Here is a 17,142-nt window from a genome sequence, read left to right as displayed (position 1 = left end):
CCGCCGAATTTTAAGGTGAGAGTATTACTGCCCGTTAGTGCGGGATAAAAAGAGGAAGGGATCTCCCTTCCTCTTCTCATTATCACGCAAGTATCAGTAGTCCCGCCTTAATGTCGATTCGTCCTCACTGATTACCCTCTTACTTCATAACTTCATATTTATGCTTCTTCACAAGCCAAGCTCCGCCGATTACACCAGCATCATTACCAAGCGTTGCAATCGCGAGCTTTGTGCTCTTAACAGCGCGTGAAAATGCATACTGTTCAAAATAGCGCTGAATTGGTTGTAATAATGCATCACCAGCTTTAGACACACCACCGCCAATTACAATCTTTTCTGGATTTAACGTACTAGAAAGGTTTGCTACAGCTAGCCCTAAATAAGAAGCTACCTTTTCTACAATTTGTGCCGCTAAAGCGTCACCTTGACCAAGCGCTTCAAACACATCTTTAGATGTAATGCGTCCCTCTTCTTCTAACATGGAACGCAGCACACTTGGTTCATCTGTATTTTGTAATTTTTGCATAGCAACACGTACAATACCTGTTGCTGAAGCTACCGTTTCTAAACATCCAGATTTTCCGCAGTTACAAGGAAATGCATTTTCTGTTACAACTGTAATATGACCAATTTCACCAGCAGCACCACTTACACCGTGTACAATCTCACCGTTCGCAATCACACCGCCGCCAACACCAGTTCCAAGCGTCATACAAACTAAATCTTTCGCTCCTTCACCAGCACCTTTCCACATTTCACCAAGTGCTGCTAAGTTTGCATCATTATCAACCACAACAGGTAATCCTGTTTCTACTTCTAATAAATCTTTTAATGGATAGTTTTTCCATCCTAAATTAACCGCTTCATAAATCATACCAGAAGCAACATGCACAGGCCCAGGAGCTCCCATACCGATACCAATTAACTTACTCTTTAATTCTCCTAGTTCCTCTAACTTTTTATCAATTGCTTTCGCTACATCTAATGTAATATGTTTTCCTTGTTCACTTGTATTCGTCGGAATTTCCCACTTATGTAAAATTTCACCGTACACATTAATAAATGCTAATTTAATCGTTGTCCCGCCAAGGTCAACACCAACTAACCACTTTTCTTCCATTTTTGCTAACCTACCTTTATCTAATTCTTGCTTATCTCTTTTTGAATCTCTTGCTTCAATAAAAATAAAGCTGTTTGATAGTCTTTTGACTCAATCAACTGTGATTGATTTAATTCACGCAATTCATCTTGCATCAATTGTAAATCAGCAATTCGATCACCTGTGTAAATGATTGTTCCAAATTTTTTTAGCAATTGCTGAATATCATAAATCGATATCATTTTATCACCCTCTATGTCCACTTATTATGGAAATATAATAAGAAAACGTTCACATATTTTATTATAATCAACAAGAAAAAGCCTCGTCAATTTTTATTTGTCTATACAAGTCCATTTTGACCAATTGTTTCTTTTTCTGTAATAATTTTTTGTACATTTTGATCAAATGGCTCTGTTGGGATATAATTAACAATTTGAAAACCAAACGCTAATGATAGCGTTTTCCCTTTATACTGCAGCAAATAACGATCATAATAGCCACCACCGTACCCAATACGTTCTCCTCGTCTTGTATACGCAACTCCAGGCACAAACAGAAGATCAATTTCATTTGCCTCTATTTCTACTGTTAACGCTGGTATCGGTTCACGTAAGCTCATATATACTGTTTCTAATTGATCGAAATTTGTAATTTGCCGAAAAGTCATTGTTCTTGTCTCTCTATTACACTTTGGTACAACAACTTTTTTACCTTCTCGCCATGCTTGTTCAATAATAACGTATGTATTAACTTCATGTTCCATCGAAAGAGTAATCCCTATTGTTTGCGCGTCTCTCCACTCTTTTTGTTCATATAAAGAAAATACAATTTGTTCTGATAAAGTTTTGTGCTGCTCTTTCGATAAAGCATTCATTTGTTCTACTATTTTCTTCCGTAAACGTACCTTCTCCTCTTTCACAAGCTTTTCCCCCTATAAGATGATTATAATCATAAAATGAATTACGTTCTGATGAACAGTTTATCATTCTTTTCATGTAGCATCACTTTTCAATAAGGAATGTCACCATAGTAAAAAAAGAAACAGTAGGAAATATTCCTACTGCTTACTTTGTTTCACGGTGTAACGTAGACTTCTTGTCACGCTTGCAATACTTTTTAAGCTCAAGGCGCTCCGTGTTGTTACGTTTATTTTTCTTTGAGATATAGTTACGATCTCCGCATTCTGTACATGCTAGAGTAATATTCACACGCATTCTTATTTCCCTCCAGTCACTAATAACTTAAATCAGACTATACTATAATACCACTTTTAAAATAAAAATTCTACACCTTTTGATATTGTCTAATTTTTTCTATAAGAGTTTGCATATTTTCCTTTGCTATTACTGGGTTTCTCGCATGTGAGTACACAAGAAATTTTGGATGTTTTGCATCAGAAACAATATAAGACCACTCTTTTTCTGTATATTTAAACTGAATTCCCTCTAATACTTCGAACTCCCTTTTTTCCATATCTTGCAATAACATTCCCATTACTTTCCCTTTCTCTTTCCATGAACAAACAACTTCATCACACAATAAGTAAAGGGGTGGTGATTGCTCTAACATCATTGACAAAGTGTTTCCTTGCCTAGCAATTAGTTCAAATAATTTTCCAATACGATATAAAGTATCTTGTTGCCATCTCATCTGAAACTCACTTTGTTTACTATACATATAAAATAGAAGGTAGCACTCTCCTAATTTTAACGATAATGGATAAACATTTTCTGTTGTCTCAAATAATAAATTGGGCACATCGATTTCTTCATATTTTGCACTTTGGTAAATCCCACCATGACTATCATATAATTCAAATTTATTTCCGTGTTCATAAAACATAAGGCCCATATGAGCCCGACTAGATTTCATTAACGATTTAATATGCTCTTTTTGCTCATTAGCATAAATCCACGTAATCGTACAACCAAGTTTTTTCAAGAAGGATATAAGTAGAGGCTGAATCATTTCATCTCTTTTATTAATAAGAAGGTGAAATGTTTGCTTTCTTATCGTTTCGATATCTAAATGCGCTAAGACAGATTCAACATATTTCTCTAAACAAACATGTATCGTTTCATTTCGTCCTATATCTTTATTATACACATAACGAAATGCTTCTGACGCATACAAGTGTTCCAGTTCTTTTTGTTGTTTATATGATAACTGTATACCACCTTTCCCATATAGTTGCATAACAATTCCTTCTTCTTGTTCAAAGCGAATAAAAACGCCCCCTGCACATCCTAGTTCATGAATTGCATATTGAAAAGCCGAATCATTCATTTCTTGACATTCCATCGTGTACAAACCAACACCATGGATCGCATGTAGAAATAACTTTTTAAAAATATCAACTTCTACATCCGCATATCCGCCAACCAATATATGCTCCCCTTTTGAAAAAAGAGAACCATATGCCATTGCAACTTTTACAGCAACTTGAGGTGTCATTTCTATATTCCCTCTACCTACTACTCTGCTTTTTTGTAACCAACCTGATGTTTTTTCATTTTCAGTAATTCCTGACGAACCAATGATAGAATGACTATCAATCACTTTACCCGGCCATAGTTTTCCGTTTTGTTGTATCACTGTGTTTTTCCCAATTTGGCAATGGTCTGCTACCACACTTTTCTCAAATAAAGTAACATCATCTTTGATCGTTGTATTTTCTCCAACGGTCGCTTCTAATAACTCACAACGTTTTCCTACATACGTATGAGCAAGAACAATACTTTTTTGAAAATGCGTATAATCTGATATAGTACTGCGCTTACCAATAATTGCATACGGCTCAATTATCGCCCCTGTTCCAATCGTTACCCCTGCCCCGATGAAAGACGGCCCATGTATTTTAGTTCCCTTTTCAATCGTTACTCCTTCTCCCATCCAAACCATCGGTAGTACTTCCGTATAAGAAATCGGGACCTGTACTTTCTTTGTTAGTAAATCAAACTGCGCCTGTCGATATTGTTCTAACGTACCAATATCTAACCAGTAACCGTCCGCTTCGTAGCCAAAGAGCACTTTTTTATTTTCTAACTGAGGAAATACATGCTGACTAAAGTCAAAAAACTGAGTTGTTGGAATATAAGAAAAAATTTGAGGGTCCATAATATAAATTCCTGTATTTACAGTATTGGAAATCACTTCACTCCAACTCGGTTTTTCCATATAACGTATAATTTCCTGCTTTCTATTCATAATGACTGAACCAAATGACAGTGGGTTTTCCACTTCTTTCACGAACATCGTGACCAACCTATTCTTACACTTATGAAATTCAATTCCTTTCGACAAATTAAAATCCGTCAATGCATCCCCACTAATTACAACAAATGGCTCATCTAAAAACGCTTCTGCTTGTTTAATGCTCCCTGCCGTACCAAGTGGTGGTGAATCTTCGAAATAATGCAACTTTACTCCCCATTTACTTCCATCACCAAAATATCGCTTGATAGCCACGCTCATATATTGAACTGTAATTGCAATCTCATGAATGCCATGACGCTTTAGTAACTCAATATTGTATTCCATCACTGGTTTTTCAAGTAATGGTAGCATTGGCTTTGGAAAATTACATGTTAATGGCCTAAGACGCCTTCCTTTTCCTCCAGCTAAAATAACCCCCTTCATATACATTCATCCTCCACTTTTATAATGTTGAACGACCTTGTATATCATATGTATGTCACTTATGTAGAAATTAACCTTTTCACTTACTTCACTACGCCCTAAGGTAAGCGCTTACTTTAGGGTTTAATAAAAGAAAAACATACTACTAAAATTCAACTAGTAACAGTTGTCCGCCCCTTCACCAATTTTTTTATATTGTTTTATTTTTCCATATTATGATACATCTTATCATCATAGATAAAACAAAACAACGAGCTTTTTTTGTCATGTTTTGACAAAAAAAGCAAGTGATATTTTATCACTTGCTCGCATTTTCTTCTTATTCATTTAACAAATAATGTTTCCCTTTCACTAAATAAAAAACATTCTCGGCAATATTCGTAATGTGATCTGCTACACGTTCAATGTAACGTGCAATAAAAGATAATTGTGTAATTTGCGTAATCGCTTCAGGATGTTCAGGTATAGATGAAATAAACTCACGAATCGCTCTCCCGTATATTTCATCAACAGAATCATCCATCTCTGCAATTTGTTTTGCAGAGGTTAAATTTTCTTCTTGATATGCTTCTAACGATAACTTTAACATATTTGCGGCAATCGTAAACATTTGCTCTAAACTCTGTAAGTTGACAGATACATCTTTTTCTCCAAGCCGAATTGTTGATTTCGCAATATTTACAGCATGATCTGCAATACGCTCTAAATCTGTTGCCGTTTTAATCGAAACAAAAATTCGTCGTAAATCACTCGCAACAGGTTGCTGCTTTGTAATTAACATAAGTGCAAGGTCATTAATTTCTTCTTCTAAATTATCCATACGGTAATCACCATCAATGACCTCTAACGCTGTCTCTACATCTCTCTTTCGAAGTCCTTCCATAGAACGAAAAAGAGCTTCTCTTGCCAATTCTCCAAGTTCAATCACCTTTTGTTGTAATGTTTGTAAGTCATAATGAAATTGCTCCCTTACCACGTTGTTTCCCCCTTTAGCTGTTGCGTATATATAAAGTAATAAAAGCCCCTTGTAAGAGGGGCTTTACTCCCAAAAATATTAACCAAATCGTCCTGTAATATAATCTTCTGTTCGCTTATCTGTAGGGGTCGTAAATAATTTATTTGTATCTGTATATTCAACAACCTCACCGCTTAGGAAGAAAGCTGTCTTATCGGAGATACGTGCAGCTTGTTGCATATTATGCGTTACAATGACAATACTAAAATCTTTCTTTAACTCTTGAATTAATTCTTCAACTTTTAATGTAGAAATCGGATCCAATGCTGATGTTGGTTCATCCATTAAGATTACATCCGGCTCAATCGCTAAACAACGAGCAATACATAAACGCTGTTGTTGGCCACCCGACAAACCATATGCATTATCGTGCAATCTATCTTTTAATTCATCCCAAATCGCCGCACCACGTAAACTTTTTTCAACAATTGCATCAAGTGTTTTCTTATCACGAATACCATGGATTTTTGGACCATAAGCCACATTTTCATAGATAGATTTCGGAAATGGATTCGGCTTTTGGAATACCATTCCAACATGTGTGCGTAATTCTTCAACAGGATATGACTTATCAAAAATATTTCGATCACGATATTCAATTACTCCCGTCGTACGAACGATCGGTACTAGCTCTACCATACGGTTTAACGTTTTTAAATATGTTGATTTCCCGCAACCACTCGGTCCAATAATTGCCGTTACTTCATTCTCATGAATACTTAAATTCACATCTTTTAATGCATGATCTTCTCCATACCATAAGTTTAAATTTTTTGTATCAAATACAACTTTCTTCGTTGCTGACTCAATTTTCGTTTCATTTTTCACCTGTACATTTACTACTGTTGCTACCATCTTGAATTCCCCTTTCATCCACTACTTACGATTTCGTAACCATAAGACAACCACATTCATAATGAGCAACAATCCTAATAAAACAATCATACCGGCTGCTGCTACATGCTGAAACTCCTCTTGCGGTCTACTCATCCAATTAAAAATTTGAATCGGTAAAACTGTAAATCTATCAAACATGTTAAATGGGATATAATTAGCAAAAGCGAGCGCTCCAATGACTAATAGTGGTGCCGCCTCTCCAATTGCCCTCGATAACGCCAAAACACATCCCGTTAAAATTCCTGGCAAGGCAGTTGGCAATACAATCTGATACATCGTTTGCCATTTGGTAGCACCAACGCCATACGAAGCTTCTAGCAGAGAACTCGGTACCATACGAATTGCTTCTTGACTCGACACAACAACAGTTGGTAATACAAGAAGACTCATTGTAAATGCTGCTGTTACGATACTCTCCCCTAACTGAAGACCATATACAAAGATGGTTAAACCAAGCAATCCAAACACAACAGATGGCACACCCGCTAATGTTTGAATATTTAATTCTATGACCCTTGTGAATACAGAGTGCTTTGCATAATGTTCTAAATAAAGAGCTGTCCCTACCCCAAATACAAAGGAAACTGGCACTACTATACTCATAAATAAAATTGTTCCTGACAATGCAGCGGCAATACCAGCTTGCTTTGGATTACGCGAAGCAAAGTTCATAAAAAAATCTATTGAAAGATAACTTACACCTTTTTCAAATATTTGATAAAGCAATACAATTAGTATGCAAATAGAAAATAGCATTGTCATATAAGAAATCGACTTATATATTTGATCCTTCCAAAAACGAGATGCCATATTTTTTTTTATTTTCTTATGATTCAGCATTCTCATCTTATATCGCCTTTCTAAAACGGCGCATAATCTGCTGTGAAATCATATTCATCATGAATGTGAACATAAGTAATGTCGCACCTACAGCATACATGCTATAGTACGTAATCGTTCCATGGGGAGCATCACCTAAACTTACTTGCACAATATAAGCCGTTAACGTTTGAATAGAGTGCGTCGGATCTATCGATACATTGGGCGTTGAACCTCCAGCAATAACCACAATCATTGTTTCACCAATTGCACGTGAAGCCGCTAATAGAATCGCAGCCATAATACCGGTAAACGCAGCTGGAAATACAACCTTTCGCACAGTTTCAAAACGTGTGGCACCTAGCCCAAGTGAGGCTTCTTTTATTCCTTTAGACACAGCTCCCATTGCATCTTCAGAAAGAGAAGCAATTGTTGGGACCATCATAATCCCTATAACAACCCCTGGACTAATCGCATTAAAAAACTGTAAATCTGGAATGATACGCTGTAGGGCTGGTGTGACAATTGTTAAAGCAAAAAAACCATATACAATTGTAGGAATTCCTGCTAGTAGTTCTAAAATGGGCTTTAACACTTTTCTAACAAAGTGTGAAGCATATTCATTTAAAAATATGGCACATCCTATTCCAATTGGAATAGCTATTATCATAGCAATTGTTGTTACAAGTACGGTCCCACATATGAGAGGAAGTATCCCAAACTTCGGCTCTGCAAAAAATGGTAACCATTCTTTTTCGGTGAAAAAAGAATATATTGATATTTCATGAAAAAACATAATCGTTTCATTCGCTAACGTAACAATAATTCCGATTGTTGTTATAATAGATACGCTAGCAATTGCCATTAATAGTAACGGAACCATTCGATTGATTCGCTGCGTTTTTTTTCTTTTGATTGTATTTCTTTCAATCAAATGTTGCACAGAAAATGTAATTTGACTTTTGTCATTTCGAGCCAAAGATGAAAACCCCTTTCCACCCTGACATTATCTTTTTATTTCTGTTAACATTCGCAGCTGTTCATTATATTTTTGTGAGGGCAACTTAACATATCCGACTTCTTCAGCAAGTCTGCCCGCATGTTGCATCATAAATGTCACATACTCTGCCACACTGCTTTTATTTCGAATAGAAGCATGATTTACATAAGCAAATAGCGATCTTGACAATGGCTTATAGGCACCTGATTGAATGGTTTCTTTCGTTGGTCGTACACCATTTACTTTTATGGCCTTTACCTGATCCTGATTTGCCATATAATACGCATACCCCACAAATGCAATTGCATTTTTATCATTCATTACTCCTTGCATAATGACTTGATCGTCTTCAGATAAAGAAACTGTTTTTGCAAGACGATTGTTTTGCAAGATAGAACTTTGAAAATAATCATACGTACCAGAATCCACACCCGGCGCATAAAATTGCACTTTTTCATGTGGCCACTCTGGATGAATATGTGACCATCGTTTCGTTTTTCCATTTTCGCTCCATAATAGACGTAATTCTTCTGTTGTCATATTATCTACCCATGTATTTTGACGATTCACAATAATTGTAAGGCCATCATAAGCAATTTCAAATGGTGTAAACTGGACGGAGTTTTTTCTCATAAAGTCTTCTTCTACTTGTTTCACCTTTCGTGAAGCATTATTAATATCTACTTCACCTTTTCCAAAACGATGAAATCCTCCCCCTGTCCCAGATATACTAATAGAAATTTTTACACGCGGATCTTTTTTTGTGTACTCTTCCGCTATCGCTTCCATAATGGGAAATACAGTTGAGGATCCATCAACTCTCACTTCCCTCACATCATTAGCAGCAGATGTAGTAGACACATACGAAAACGTAAGGCATGTCGATATTACGAAAATCGTGATACATTTCCTTGTCCACTTCACGTGTAGTTCCTCCTAGAAGTATCCCGAAGTAACAGGATTACAGATATAAGAATACTGCCGAACTATTAATTCGGTTTTAATAATTTGTAAAAGTTTTGTAAAGTTCAACTTAATGTGAAGGAATACGATGCTCTTTTCTCATTTTCACTTCTCTTCTCAAAAGTAAATATATGACCGGTCATACTATGAGAGAGTTCATTTTTTCAGCACCTCATTTTTCATATATGATATGCTTGTCCACAATTACTATACTCTATGCATAAAATACAAAAAAAGCACACTATCTTTTGAGATAGTGTGCCAAATTTACATATTTTTTATTCTTCTTTTTTACTTTTTTCGTCCTTAGGTGCTTCCCCTGTAATTTCTTGTTTCTTCAATTCAAAGTAAGCATCCGTAATAGCACGGCCGATATCTCCGTTAACTCCAGACTTATCGTTGTGTACCCATGGAACAACAACGGAGAATGCAACTTCAGGGTTATCAAGCGGTGCATAACCTACTAATGTTAAGTTATAAGTTGGTACAGGCTCGCCTTTTGCATTTCTTCCGATGTCTTTATTACCGCCATAAAATGTTTGCGCTGTTCCTGTTTTCCCGGCAGCTTTATATGGTGCATTACTAAAGTATTTTGCACCAGTACCACCTGAATCATTAAATACTTGTCTAAATCCTTCTTGAACACGTTTGATTTGATCTTCAGGCATATCAACACGATTTAACACTTTCGGTTCCATCGATTGAATCACTTTTCCAACTTCATCTGGTTTAGATGTTGGTTGACGAATTTCTTTAACGATTTGTGGTTGCATACGATAGCCACCATTTGCAATTGTTGAAACATATTGCGCAAGTTGAAGCGGTGTATACGTATCATACTGTCCAATCGATAAGTCTAATAAGAAACCTGGTTGGGATCCTGATCCCCTCTGGCCAGATATTTCGTTTGGTAAATCAATTCCTGTTTTCACTCCAAGCCCAAATTGTCCAAAATAATAACGCATATCATCGAATGCTTTTTTCTTAATATCTAATGTACCACCTCGAACATATGGTACCCCAGCAATATTCATAGCTGTTTTAAACATGTATACGTTAGAAGACATTTTTAAGGCAGTTAGGTCATTAATATAACCCATCGTTTTCCAAGAAGCTTTTACTGGTGTACCTTTCAATTTAATCGGTTCATCCAATAACGTTGCCCCAGGCTGAATTGCTCCTGTTTGATACCCCGTTAGTACTGTAGCACCTTTCACGGTTGAACCCATCGGATACGCACTTGTCATCGTTCCTAGTGCGTAGTCTTTTATCTCTTTCGTACCATTTTCTTCTACGATTTGTTTTCCAGCCATAGATAAAACTTCACCATTTTTTGGATTCATCATCACAACAAATGCTCTATCTAAAAGTGGCTCTGATCCTGCATATTGTTTTAAACTCTTTGTAAGAATTTCTTCTACACGCTTTTGCAGTTCCATATCAATTGTTAAATTTAGGTCATTGCCTCGTTGCCCTTTAGATACATTTATCGTTTCTAAAATATTACCATCTTTGTCTGTAATATTTCTCACTTCTGCTTTTGTACCGTGAAGTGTATCCTCATATTGTTGTTCAATATAACTTTTACCAACGCGGTCGTTACGATTATAATCTCGTACAAGGAAATAATCTAATCGTTCTCTTGGTAACCCTTCATCTGAGCTTGTCACACCACCAAGTACACTGCGGAACATATCATCATAAGTGTATTTACGATCCCAATCAACTGTCGTATCTATACCTGGTAACAACGCTAAGTTTTCACTAATGATTGCATATTCTTCTGGTGTTACATCTTTTTTTATGATTTGCGGCGTCATTGCATACCCGCCGTCCATTTTACTCTTAATTGCAAGTATTTCTAAATCTTCCGCTGTTAATTGATTGATTTCCGCCTCTGTCACACGATTACGCTGACGCTCTGCAATTTCTTTATCATCAATTTTCTTTGCTTTAAATTCTGCTTGGTCTTTCTTTGTAATCTTTTCTTTCGCTTCATCTTCATGTAACGAAAGCCAATAATCTTTTTTATCCCGTTCTGTTAATTTATCTGGCGATACTTCAATTAGCTTTGCTAATTTTTTCGCCGTCTCTAAACGTTCTTCTGAAGTTGACCCCTTCATTCTTGTAAACGTAATGGTACGAACTGGATTATTATCCACAACAGCTCGACCATATCTGTCAAAGATTTTCCCGCGTGGAACCGGATTACTTACTGTTGAGTTTTCTTTTTTTTCAACCTCATTTTTATAATCTTCACCATGTACAATTTGTACCATTCCAAGCTTCACAATGATCGCTGAAAACATTAAAAACACACAAAAAAACAACACGTTAAGCCGGAACGGAACGTGGGTCTTCTTTTTTTTCTTCTTTTTACTCATACGAACCCCCTCTACCAACAGCTATGTAATAGGAAAGGGACACCTAGTTACAGGTGTCCTCACTGCTGTTTCACATGTCCTTTTATTCTAGCATAAAACCCAGAAGAAGTTAACCTTCTCGTTCGGTATGATTTTGTGTTGTTTCAGGTGCTGGAATCCTTGTTTTATTTGGATTTTCTTCCCCATATTTGACATTTCTAACAGCAAAATAAATAAGTAAATGTCCAGCTCCAAGAATACATAATAAAACAGGTAAGCTTTTTTCTGGTGGAAAAAATGATACTGCGCATAAGAAACTTAAAACAGAACATATTCTCCCACTATTCAGCCATAGCTCTCGTACAACAATATACTCAACTCGCCACTCTCTGGCTTGCTTTGCTCTTCCAATTACATCATATGTCATAGAACCATATGGAACAAGTAGAATTGGGTAAGCAATAGCGATACATGCTGCATAAATGAGTAGTTTTACATATGTAACGTGAAAAATAACTAAAAATACGACGATATACAAAATAATTCCACCAAGTAAAATCGCTTTTTTTCTCCATTCCTTTCTTAATATACGCGCAACCAAATAGTAGCATATAAAAGAAACAGCTGAATTGACTAAACTATATTTCCCTAGCCCAAATTCACTTCCTGATGCTAAATAGACGTATACGGAAATAACAAAAACGAACGTTCCTTCTCTCAATCCTTGAAAAAAGTGTGCACGTGTAACCCTTCCCCAGTTTTTATTGATTTTACGTTCTTTCAAAACTTGAACAATTTCATAGCGTCCCTCACATTCTCTTTTCGATAAAAAGAAACTTATGACAACAGCAATTGCAAATAAAGTTAATGAAAGAAAAAAGATAACCGTATACCCAGTCCACTTCTCCATACGTGAAATCGTATACCCAGCTGCTATTGGCCCAATCATTCCAGAGAAGGATGTTAACAAACCGAGAAAACCATTAAAAAAATCACGTGTTTCAGGCTCTGTAATTTCAAACGTCAACAAATTAAATGCCAGCCAATAAAAACCATAACCAATCCCTAGAAGACCACCAAGTAATAAAATATAATGTGAAGCACGTGTTCCTGCGAGTAAGACAACAACAAAAAAAGCCGCTAATGTTCCTACACCAATTCGCAGTAAAATGGCACGATCTATCCGCTTTGCCAATTTCCCTGCAAAAAGAAATGTTAATGGTTGCAATACAACGCTTGCTAAATTATACAATCCAAGGTTCACATAATTTTGTGTTTGTTTCCATAAATAAATGTTAACAAACGTGTTGGATAAAGAAATCGCGAGCGTGTATAATCCCCCCATAACAAGTAACAATACTAAATCACGATTCACCTCGACATCGCCAATTACATGTTTCCACTTCATACATAACTCTCCTTTACTTCATGTTCTAGTCTTCCAAAGACCGACGCAATTATGTAAAAGAAAGCATACAAAAAAGCTAGGAGAATATTCCCCTAGCTTCTTCAATATCAACTTACGTAAAACGGAATAAGCGATATTATTTAGCTTCTTGGTAACGTTTTTCAGCTGCGTTCCAGTCTACAACGTTCCAGAATGCACCGATGTAGTCAGGACGACGGTTTTGGTAATGTAAGTAGTAAGCATGCTCCCAAACGTCTAAACCGATAACTGGAGTTTTACCTTCTGTTAAAGGAGAATCTTGGTTTGGAGTGCTTGTTACTTCTAGCTCACCATTGTTTACTACTAACCAAGCCCAACCAGAACCGAAGCGAGTTGCACCAGCTTTTGCGAATTCTGTTTTGAATGCATCAAAGCTACCGAATTTCGCTTCAATTGCAGCTGCAAGTTCACCTACTGGTTGTCCACCACCGTTTGGAGATAGAATTGTCCAGAAGAAAGTATGGTTCACATGTCCGCCACCGTTGTTTCGTACTGCAGTACGAATTGCTTCTGGTACTTCATTTAAGTTTGCAACTAATTCTTCAACACTTTTGTCAGCTAATTCTGCATGACCTTCTAACGCAGCATTTAAGTTTGTTACGTAAGTGTTGTGGTGTTTTGTATGATGGATGTTCATTGTTTCTTTATCAAAGTGAGGTTCTAAAGCATCATACGCATAAGGTAAATTTGGTAATTCATGTTTTGCCATTGTTACATTCCTCCCAGTTTATGTATTGCCAAAATAATTTAGCATACAACTTCATTTTACCCTAATTGCCATAGGGTGAAAACAAATTAAATTACATTGTCTTGCTATCATTAACGTAGCAAAATTCCCATTTCTTTTCAAACAAAATGCTCATATATTTCGTAAAAAAAAGCCTCCTTCTACAAGGAAGCTTCTCGTCTACATGATAAACATGTGAAATGGATATGGACCCTGTAGGACTCGAACCTACGACCGGACGGTTATGAGCCGTCTGCTCTAACCAGCTGAGCTAAGGGTCCAAAATTATGTATATAGCGGTGATTGAAATTCAGATTCACCACCAAATCCCTAAAGAACATTCATAAAAGCTGAAAACTGCGAGATATATTCTTTAAGAAATGTAAGATAAATTTACCATATACAAAAGAAAAGTGTCAATTATATTTTTACCTTTCTGCTACGCAGAACAAAAAGTAACCTACACTCATTTTCTCTCTTTGTTTTCATTGCGCACAGGACAGGAAAAAGATTTGATCGCTTCAGACGGATGCACTCACCACCTAGAAAGAAAGGCTTTTATAAGTAATAAATCCTCTATACAATCCAATTACCGGAACATTAATCTTATTTCATACGATATAGCTTGTGATTCTCTAGATATGTACGTTACAATGACTTTATGCATCAATCTATCATACATATAGCAAAGGAAGTGAATATATGTCCATATTTACACAACTAGTAAAAAGTTTATATTCGCCAAAGGACATGGCACTTTTTCGTTTTCAAAAAATGGGAAAAACAATTCTGTACGTTATGTTATTGTGTTTAATCGCAACGATTCCTAAAACTTTTATATTCGGAAACTTCGTACAAGATGTCGTTTCTTCTGTACATCAATCCATTGAAAAAGATCTCCCCGATTTTAAAATTAAGAATGGTGAGCTTCATGCTGACATTAAAGAACCTATTATAAAAGAAGATGGAGATTTTGTTTTCGTATTTGATCCTAATGCAACAGATACGAATGCATATGCAAATAAACAAGGTGTATTCGTTTTAAAAGATAAAGTTGTATCTATTAATAACAATCAAACTCAAAGTCAATCTTACAGCGATTTCGGCAATGGTACATTTGAGAAAAAAGATATCCAAGGTATTGTATCAGCCATCGATAATGTTTACCCTTTCCTTATGTTCGGTGTTGGAATACTCATTTACTTGTTCCAATTATTTATTTCGTTCTTAGGTACAACTATTTTAGCCTTTATCGGTTCAGCAATGGTTGGCCAGCGAAAAGTATCTTACAAACAAGTTTGGACATTAACAGCTTACAGCTATACAATTCCAACAATTTTCTTCATGATTATGGATTTATTGAACATAAATGTGCCAGGAACATTCTATCTGTACACTGCCATCATTTTAATTGTTCTATACTTAACAATTAAAGAAATACCAAAACCGAAAGAAAAACAAGAACTATAAAAAAATGCCATTTTGGCATTTTTTTTTTGGACAAGCATATATTTCCTAACAAAGGAGTGAGGAATATGAAGAGACTTGGTGCACTCTTACTTGTGCTTGTTCTCGGTTACGTGTTTTATTACGATATAAAAATTGGTACTTTACCAATGTTAAGTTCATACAAAAAAACAACAGCTGCTCAAACTGTAAAAAAAGAAAGTGTTGATACAAAAGCAAAAAAAGAATCAGATACACAGTATAAAGCAATTGAAGTAAAAACAGGAGATACCGTTTTATCGATTACAGAAGCGATTAATAAGAAAAAAATTCCTTCTATTGAAAAGGTCATCGGTGATTTTAAACAGTTAAATAAAAATACGTCTGCAACAAAAATACAGGTCGGAAAATCTTACAAATTTCCGTTATATCAATGAGCAATCACTTAATCCTTGTCAATTACATAAAGGCGCTGATACAATAGTAAAAGTGAAACCGAGCATATAGGTTTCTATTGCTTCATATCACATATACTATATTTGATACGAAGTACAAAATAAGAAACTTCTTTTATAAGGAGAGCGATCTATTCGTGAATGAAATGACTCATCGTACAAAAACACGTCCTGTTAAAGTCGGTAATTTAACAATTGGCGGTAATAATGAATTAATTATACAAAGTATGACAACAACAAAAACGCATGATGTGGAAGCAACAGTTGCTGAAATCAAGCGTTTAGAAGAAGCGGGTTGTCAAATCGTCCGCGTTGCTGTTCCAGACGAACGTGCAGCAAACGCAATTGCTGATATAAAAAAACAAATTAACATCCCACTTGTTGCTGATATTCACTTTGATTATCGCCTTGCATTAAAAGCAATTGAAGGTGGCATTGATAAAGTACGTATCAACCCAGGTAACATTGGACGTCGCCATAAAGTAGAAGCTGTTGTAAATGCTGCGAAAGAACGTGGTATTCCAATTCGTATTGGTGTAAATGCTGGTTCATTAGAACGTCATATTTTAGAAAAATATGGATACCCTACTGCAGATGGTATGGTTGAAAGTGCTCTTCATCATATTAAAATTTTAGAGGACTTAGATTTCCATGATATTATCGTATCGATGAAAGCCTCTGATGTTAATTTAGCAATTGAAGCATATGAAAAAGCAGCTCGTGCTTTTAATTATCCACTGCACTTAGGTATCACAGAATCCGGAACACTATTTGCCGGAACAGTAAAAAGTGCTGCCGGTCTTGGTGCTATTTTAAGTAAAGGTATCGGAAATACACTTCGTATTTCATTAAGTGCTGATCCAGTTGAGGAAGTAAAAGTTGCTCGTGAATTGTTAAAATCATTCGGTCTTGCATCGAACGCTGCAACACTTATTTCTTGTCCAACATGCGGTCGTATTGAAATTGACCTTATCAGCATTGCAAATGAAGTAGAAGAATATATCTCTACGCTGAAAGTACCAATTAAAGTTGCCGTACTTGGCTGTGCTGTAAACGGTCCTGGTGAAGCTCGTGAAGCCGATATCGGTATCGCTGGTGCACGCGGAGAAGGTTTATTATTCCGTAAAGGAAAAGTCGTTCGTAAAGTACCAGAAGAAACAATGGTAGAAGAACTAAAAAAAGAAATTGATGTAATCGCTGCTGAAATGGCTGCAAATCAAGAAAAAGAAAAACAAGAGCAAAAATAATAAAAAAGCTCGTCAGTTTCAT

The 17,142-nt window shown here is 36.0% G+C and carries 16 protein-coding genes and 1 tRNA gene; 3 read left to right on the top strand and 14 right to left on the bottom strand.

The annotated features are described in order from the left end of the window. Positions 1-139 precede the first annotated feature (139 nt). The 14 genes from glcK to AC1M36_RS06735 form a co-directional block, all read right to left on the bottom strand. Positions 140-1,120, bottom strand: coding sequence for a glucokinase (gene glcK, locus AC1M36_RS06800; RefSeq protein ID WP_336450101.1), 981 nt, complete (start codon positions 1,118-1,120; stop codon positions 140-142). Positions 1,121-1,140: 20 nt separating this feature from the next. Then, complete coding sequence (locus AC1M36_RS06795; RefSeq protein ID WP_336450102.1) at positions 1,141-1,341, bottom strand: YqgQ family protein; 201 nt, start codon at positions 1,339-1,341, stop codon at positions 1,141-1,143. Between the two features lie 101 nt (positions 1,342-1,442). Next, a complete protein-coding gene (locus tag AC1M36_RS06790) occupies positions 1,443-2,021 on the bottom strand; it encodes a 5-formyltetrahydrofolate cyclo-ligase (RefSeq protein ID WP_336450103.1) in 579 nt (192 codons plus the stop codon). A gap of 145 nt (positions 2,022-2,166) precedes the next feature. Next, a complete protein-coding gene (gene rpmG / locus AC1M36_RS06785; RefSeq protein WP_001265618.1) occupies positions 2,167-2,316 on the bottom strand; it encodes a 50S ribosomal protein L33 in 150 nt (49 codons plus the stop codon). Positions 2,317-2,386: 70 nt separating this feature from the next. After that, positions 2,387-4,741 (bottom strand): sugar phosphate nucleotidyltransferase, encoded by a 2,355-nt coding sequence (locus AC1M36_RS06780; protein WP_336450104.1) that lies wholly within the window; start codon positions 4,739-4,741, stop codon positions 2,387-2,389. 319 nt (positions 4,742-5,060) lie between these two features. Further along, on the bottom strand, positions 5,061-5,717 hold the full coding sequence (phoU, locus tag AC1M36_RS06775) for a phosphate signaling complex protein PhoU (protein ID WP_336450105.1): 657 nt from the start codon (positions 5,715-5,717) through the stop codon (positions 5,061-5,063). 78 nt (positions 5,718-5,795) lie between these two features. Continuing rightward, the gene (gene pstB / locus AC1M36_RS06770) at positions 5,796-6,611 is read right to left on the bottom strand and encodes a phosphate ABC transporter ATP-binding protein (protein WP_174098996.1); all 816 of its coding nucleotides are present in this window, start codon (positions 6,609-6,611) and stop codon (positions 5,796-5,798) included. Positions 6,612-6,632: 21 nt separating this feature from the next. Then, positions 6,633-7,499, bottom strand: coding sequence for a phosphate ABC transporter permease PstA (gene pstA, locus AC1M36_RS06765; protein WP_479845670.1), 867 nt, complete (start codon positions 7,497-7,499; stop codon positions 6,633-6,635). 1 nt (position 7,500) lies between these two features. Continuing rightward, a complete protein-coding gene (pstC, locus tag AC1M36_RS06760; protein WP_336450107.1) occupies positions 7,501-8,451 on the bottom strand; it encodes a phosphate ABC transporter permease subunit PstC in 951 nt (316 codons plus the stop codon). A gap of 27 nt (positions 8,452-8,478) precedes the next feature. Beyond that, a complete protein-coding gene (locus AC1M36_RS06755) occupies positions 8,479-9,396 on the bottom strand; it encodes a PstS family phosphate ABC transporter substrate-binding protein (protein WP_336450108.1) in 918 nt (305 codons plus the stop codon). Positions 9,397-9,713: 317 nt separating this feature from the next. Then, on the bottom strand, positions 9,714-11,819 hold the full coding sequence (locus tag AC1M36_RS06750; protein WP_336450109.1) for a peptidoglycan D,D-transpeptidase FtsI family protein: 2,106 nt from the start codon (positions 11,817-11,819) through the stop codon (positions 9,714-9,716). 109 nt (positions 11,820-11,928) lie between these two features. Continuing rightward, positions 11,929-13,206, bottom strand: coding sequence for an MFS transporter (locus AC1M36_RS06745; protein ID WP_479845669.1), 1,278 nt, complete (start codon positions 13,204-13,206; stop codon positions 11,929-11,931). A 136-nt stretch (positions 13,207-13,342) separates the two neighbouring features. Beyond that, positions 13,343-13,954 carry a superoxide dismutase [Mn] gene (gene sodA, locus AC1M36_RS06740; RefSeq protein ID WP_479845668.1) on the bottom strand — a complete coding sequence of 204 codons (612 nt, stop codon included), beginning with the start codon at positions 13,952-13,954 and terminating at the stop codon, positions 13,343-13,345. A gap of 225 nt (positions 13,955-14,179) precedes the next feature. Continuing rightward, positions 14,180-14,253: transfer RNA gene (locus AC1M36_RS06735), tRNA-Ile, on the bottom strand. Between the two features lie 421 nt (positions 14,254-14,674). Between AC1M36_RS06735 and AC1M36_RS06730 the strand changes: the two genes are divergently transcribed. The 3 genes from AC1M36_RS06730 to ispG all read left to right on the top strand — a co-directional run bounded on the left by AC1M36_RS06730 (position 14,675) and on the right by ispG (position 17,120). Continuing rightward, positions 14,675-15,442 carry a DUF1189 domain-containing protein gene (locus AC1M36_RS06730; protein WP_336450112.1) on the top strand — a complete coding sequence of 256 codons (768 nt, stop codon included), beginning with the start codon at positions 14,675-14,677 and terminating at the stop codon, positions 15,440-15,442. 65 nt (positions 15,443-15,507) lie between these two features. After that, positions 15,508-15,855 carry a hypothetical protein gene (locus AC1M36_RS06725; RefSeq protein WP_336450113.1) on the top strand — a complete coding sequence of 116 codons (348 nt, stop codon included), beginning with the start codon at positions 15,508-15,510 and terminating at the stop codon, positions 15,853-15,855. A gap of 164 nt (positions 15,856-16,019) precedes the next feature. Next, positions 16,020-17,120: a flavodoxin-dependent (E)-4-hydroxy-3-methylbut-2-enyl-diphosphate synthase gene (ispG, locus tag AC1M36_RS06720; RefSeq protein WP_174099303.1), complete on the top strand. Its 1,101-nt coding sequence runs from the start codon at positions 16,020-16,022 to the stop codon at positions 17,118-17,120. Positions 17,121-17,142: the final 22 nt, after the last annotated feature.

It is taken from the genome of Bacillus sp. Medicinal_06, from assembly GCF_056711665.1.
This window is presented reverse-complemented; position numbering and strand designations above follow the sequence as displayed.

Coding starts and splice junctions, on each gene's coding strand:
- glcK (WP_336450101.1), bottom strand. CDS start 1,120: ATGGAAGAAAAGTGGTTAGTTGGTGTTGACCTTGGCGGGACAACGATT.
- AC1M36_RS06795 (WP_336450102.1), bottom strand. CDS start 1,341: ATGATATCGATTTATGATATTCAGCAATTGCTAAAAAAATTTGGAACA.
- rpmG (WP_001265618.1), bottom strand. CDS start 2,316: ATGCGTGTGAATATTACTCTAGCATGTACAGAATGCGGAGATCGTAAC.
- AC1M36_RS06780 (WP_336450104.1), bottom strand. CDS start 4,741: ATGAAGGGGGTTATTTTAGCTGGAGGAAAAGGAAGGCGTCTTAGGCCA.
- pstB (WP_174098996.1), bottom strand. CDS start 6,611: ATGGTAGCAACAGTAGTAAATGTACAGGTGAAAAATGAAACGAAAATT.
- pstA (WP_479845670.1), bottom strand. CDS start 7,499: ATGAGAATGCTGAATCATAAGAAAATAAAAAAAAATATGGCATCTCGT.
- AC1M36_RS06750 (WP_336450109.1), bottom strand. CDS start 11,819: ATGAGTAAAAAGAAGAAAAAAAAGAAGACCCACGTTCCGTTCCGGCTT.
- AC1M36_RS06745 (WP_479845669.1), bottom strand. CDS start 13,206: ATGAAGTGGAAACATGTAATTGGCGATGTCGAGGTGAATCGTGATTTA.
- sodA (WP_479845668.1), bottom strand. CDS start 13,954: ATGGCAAAACATGAATTACCAAATTTACCTTATGCGTATGATGCTTTA.
- AC1M36_RS06730 (WP_336450112.1), top strand. CDS start 14,675: ATGTCCATATTTACACAACTAGTAAAAAGTTTATATTCGCCAAAGGAC.
- AC1M36_RS06725 (WP_336450113.1), top strand. CDS start 15,508: ATGAAGAGACTTGGTGCACTCTTACTTGTGCTTGTTCTCGGTTACGTG.
- ispG (WP_174099303.1), top strand. CDS start 16,020: ATGACTCATCGTACAAAAACACGTCCTGTTAAAGTCGGTAATTTAACA.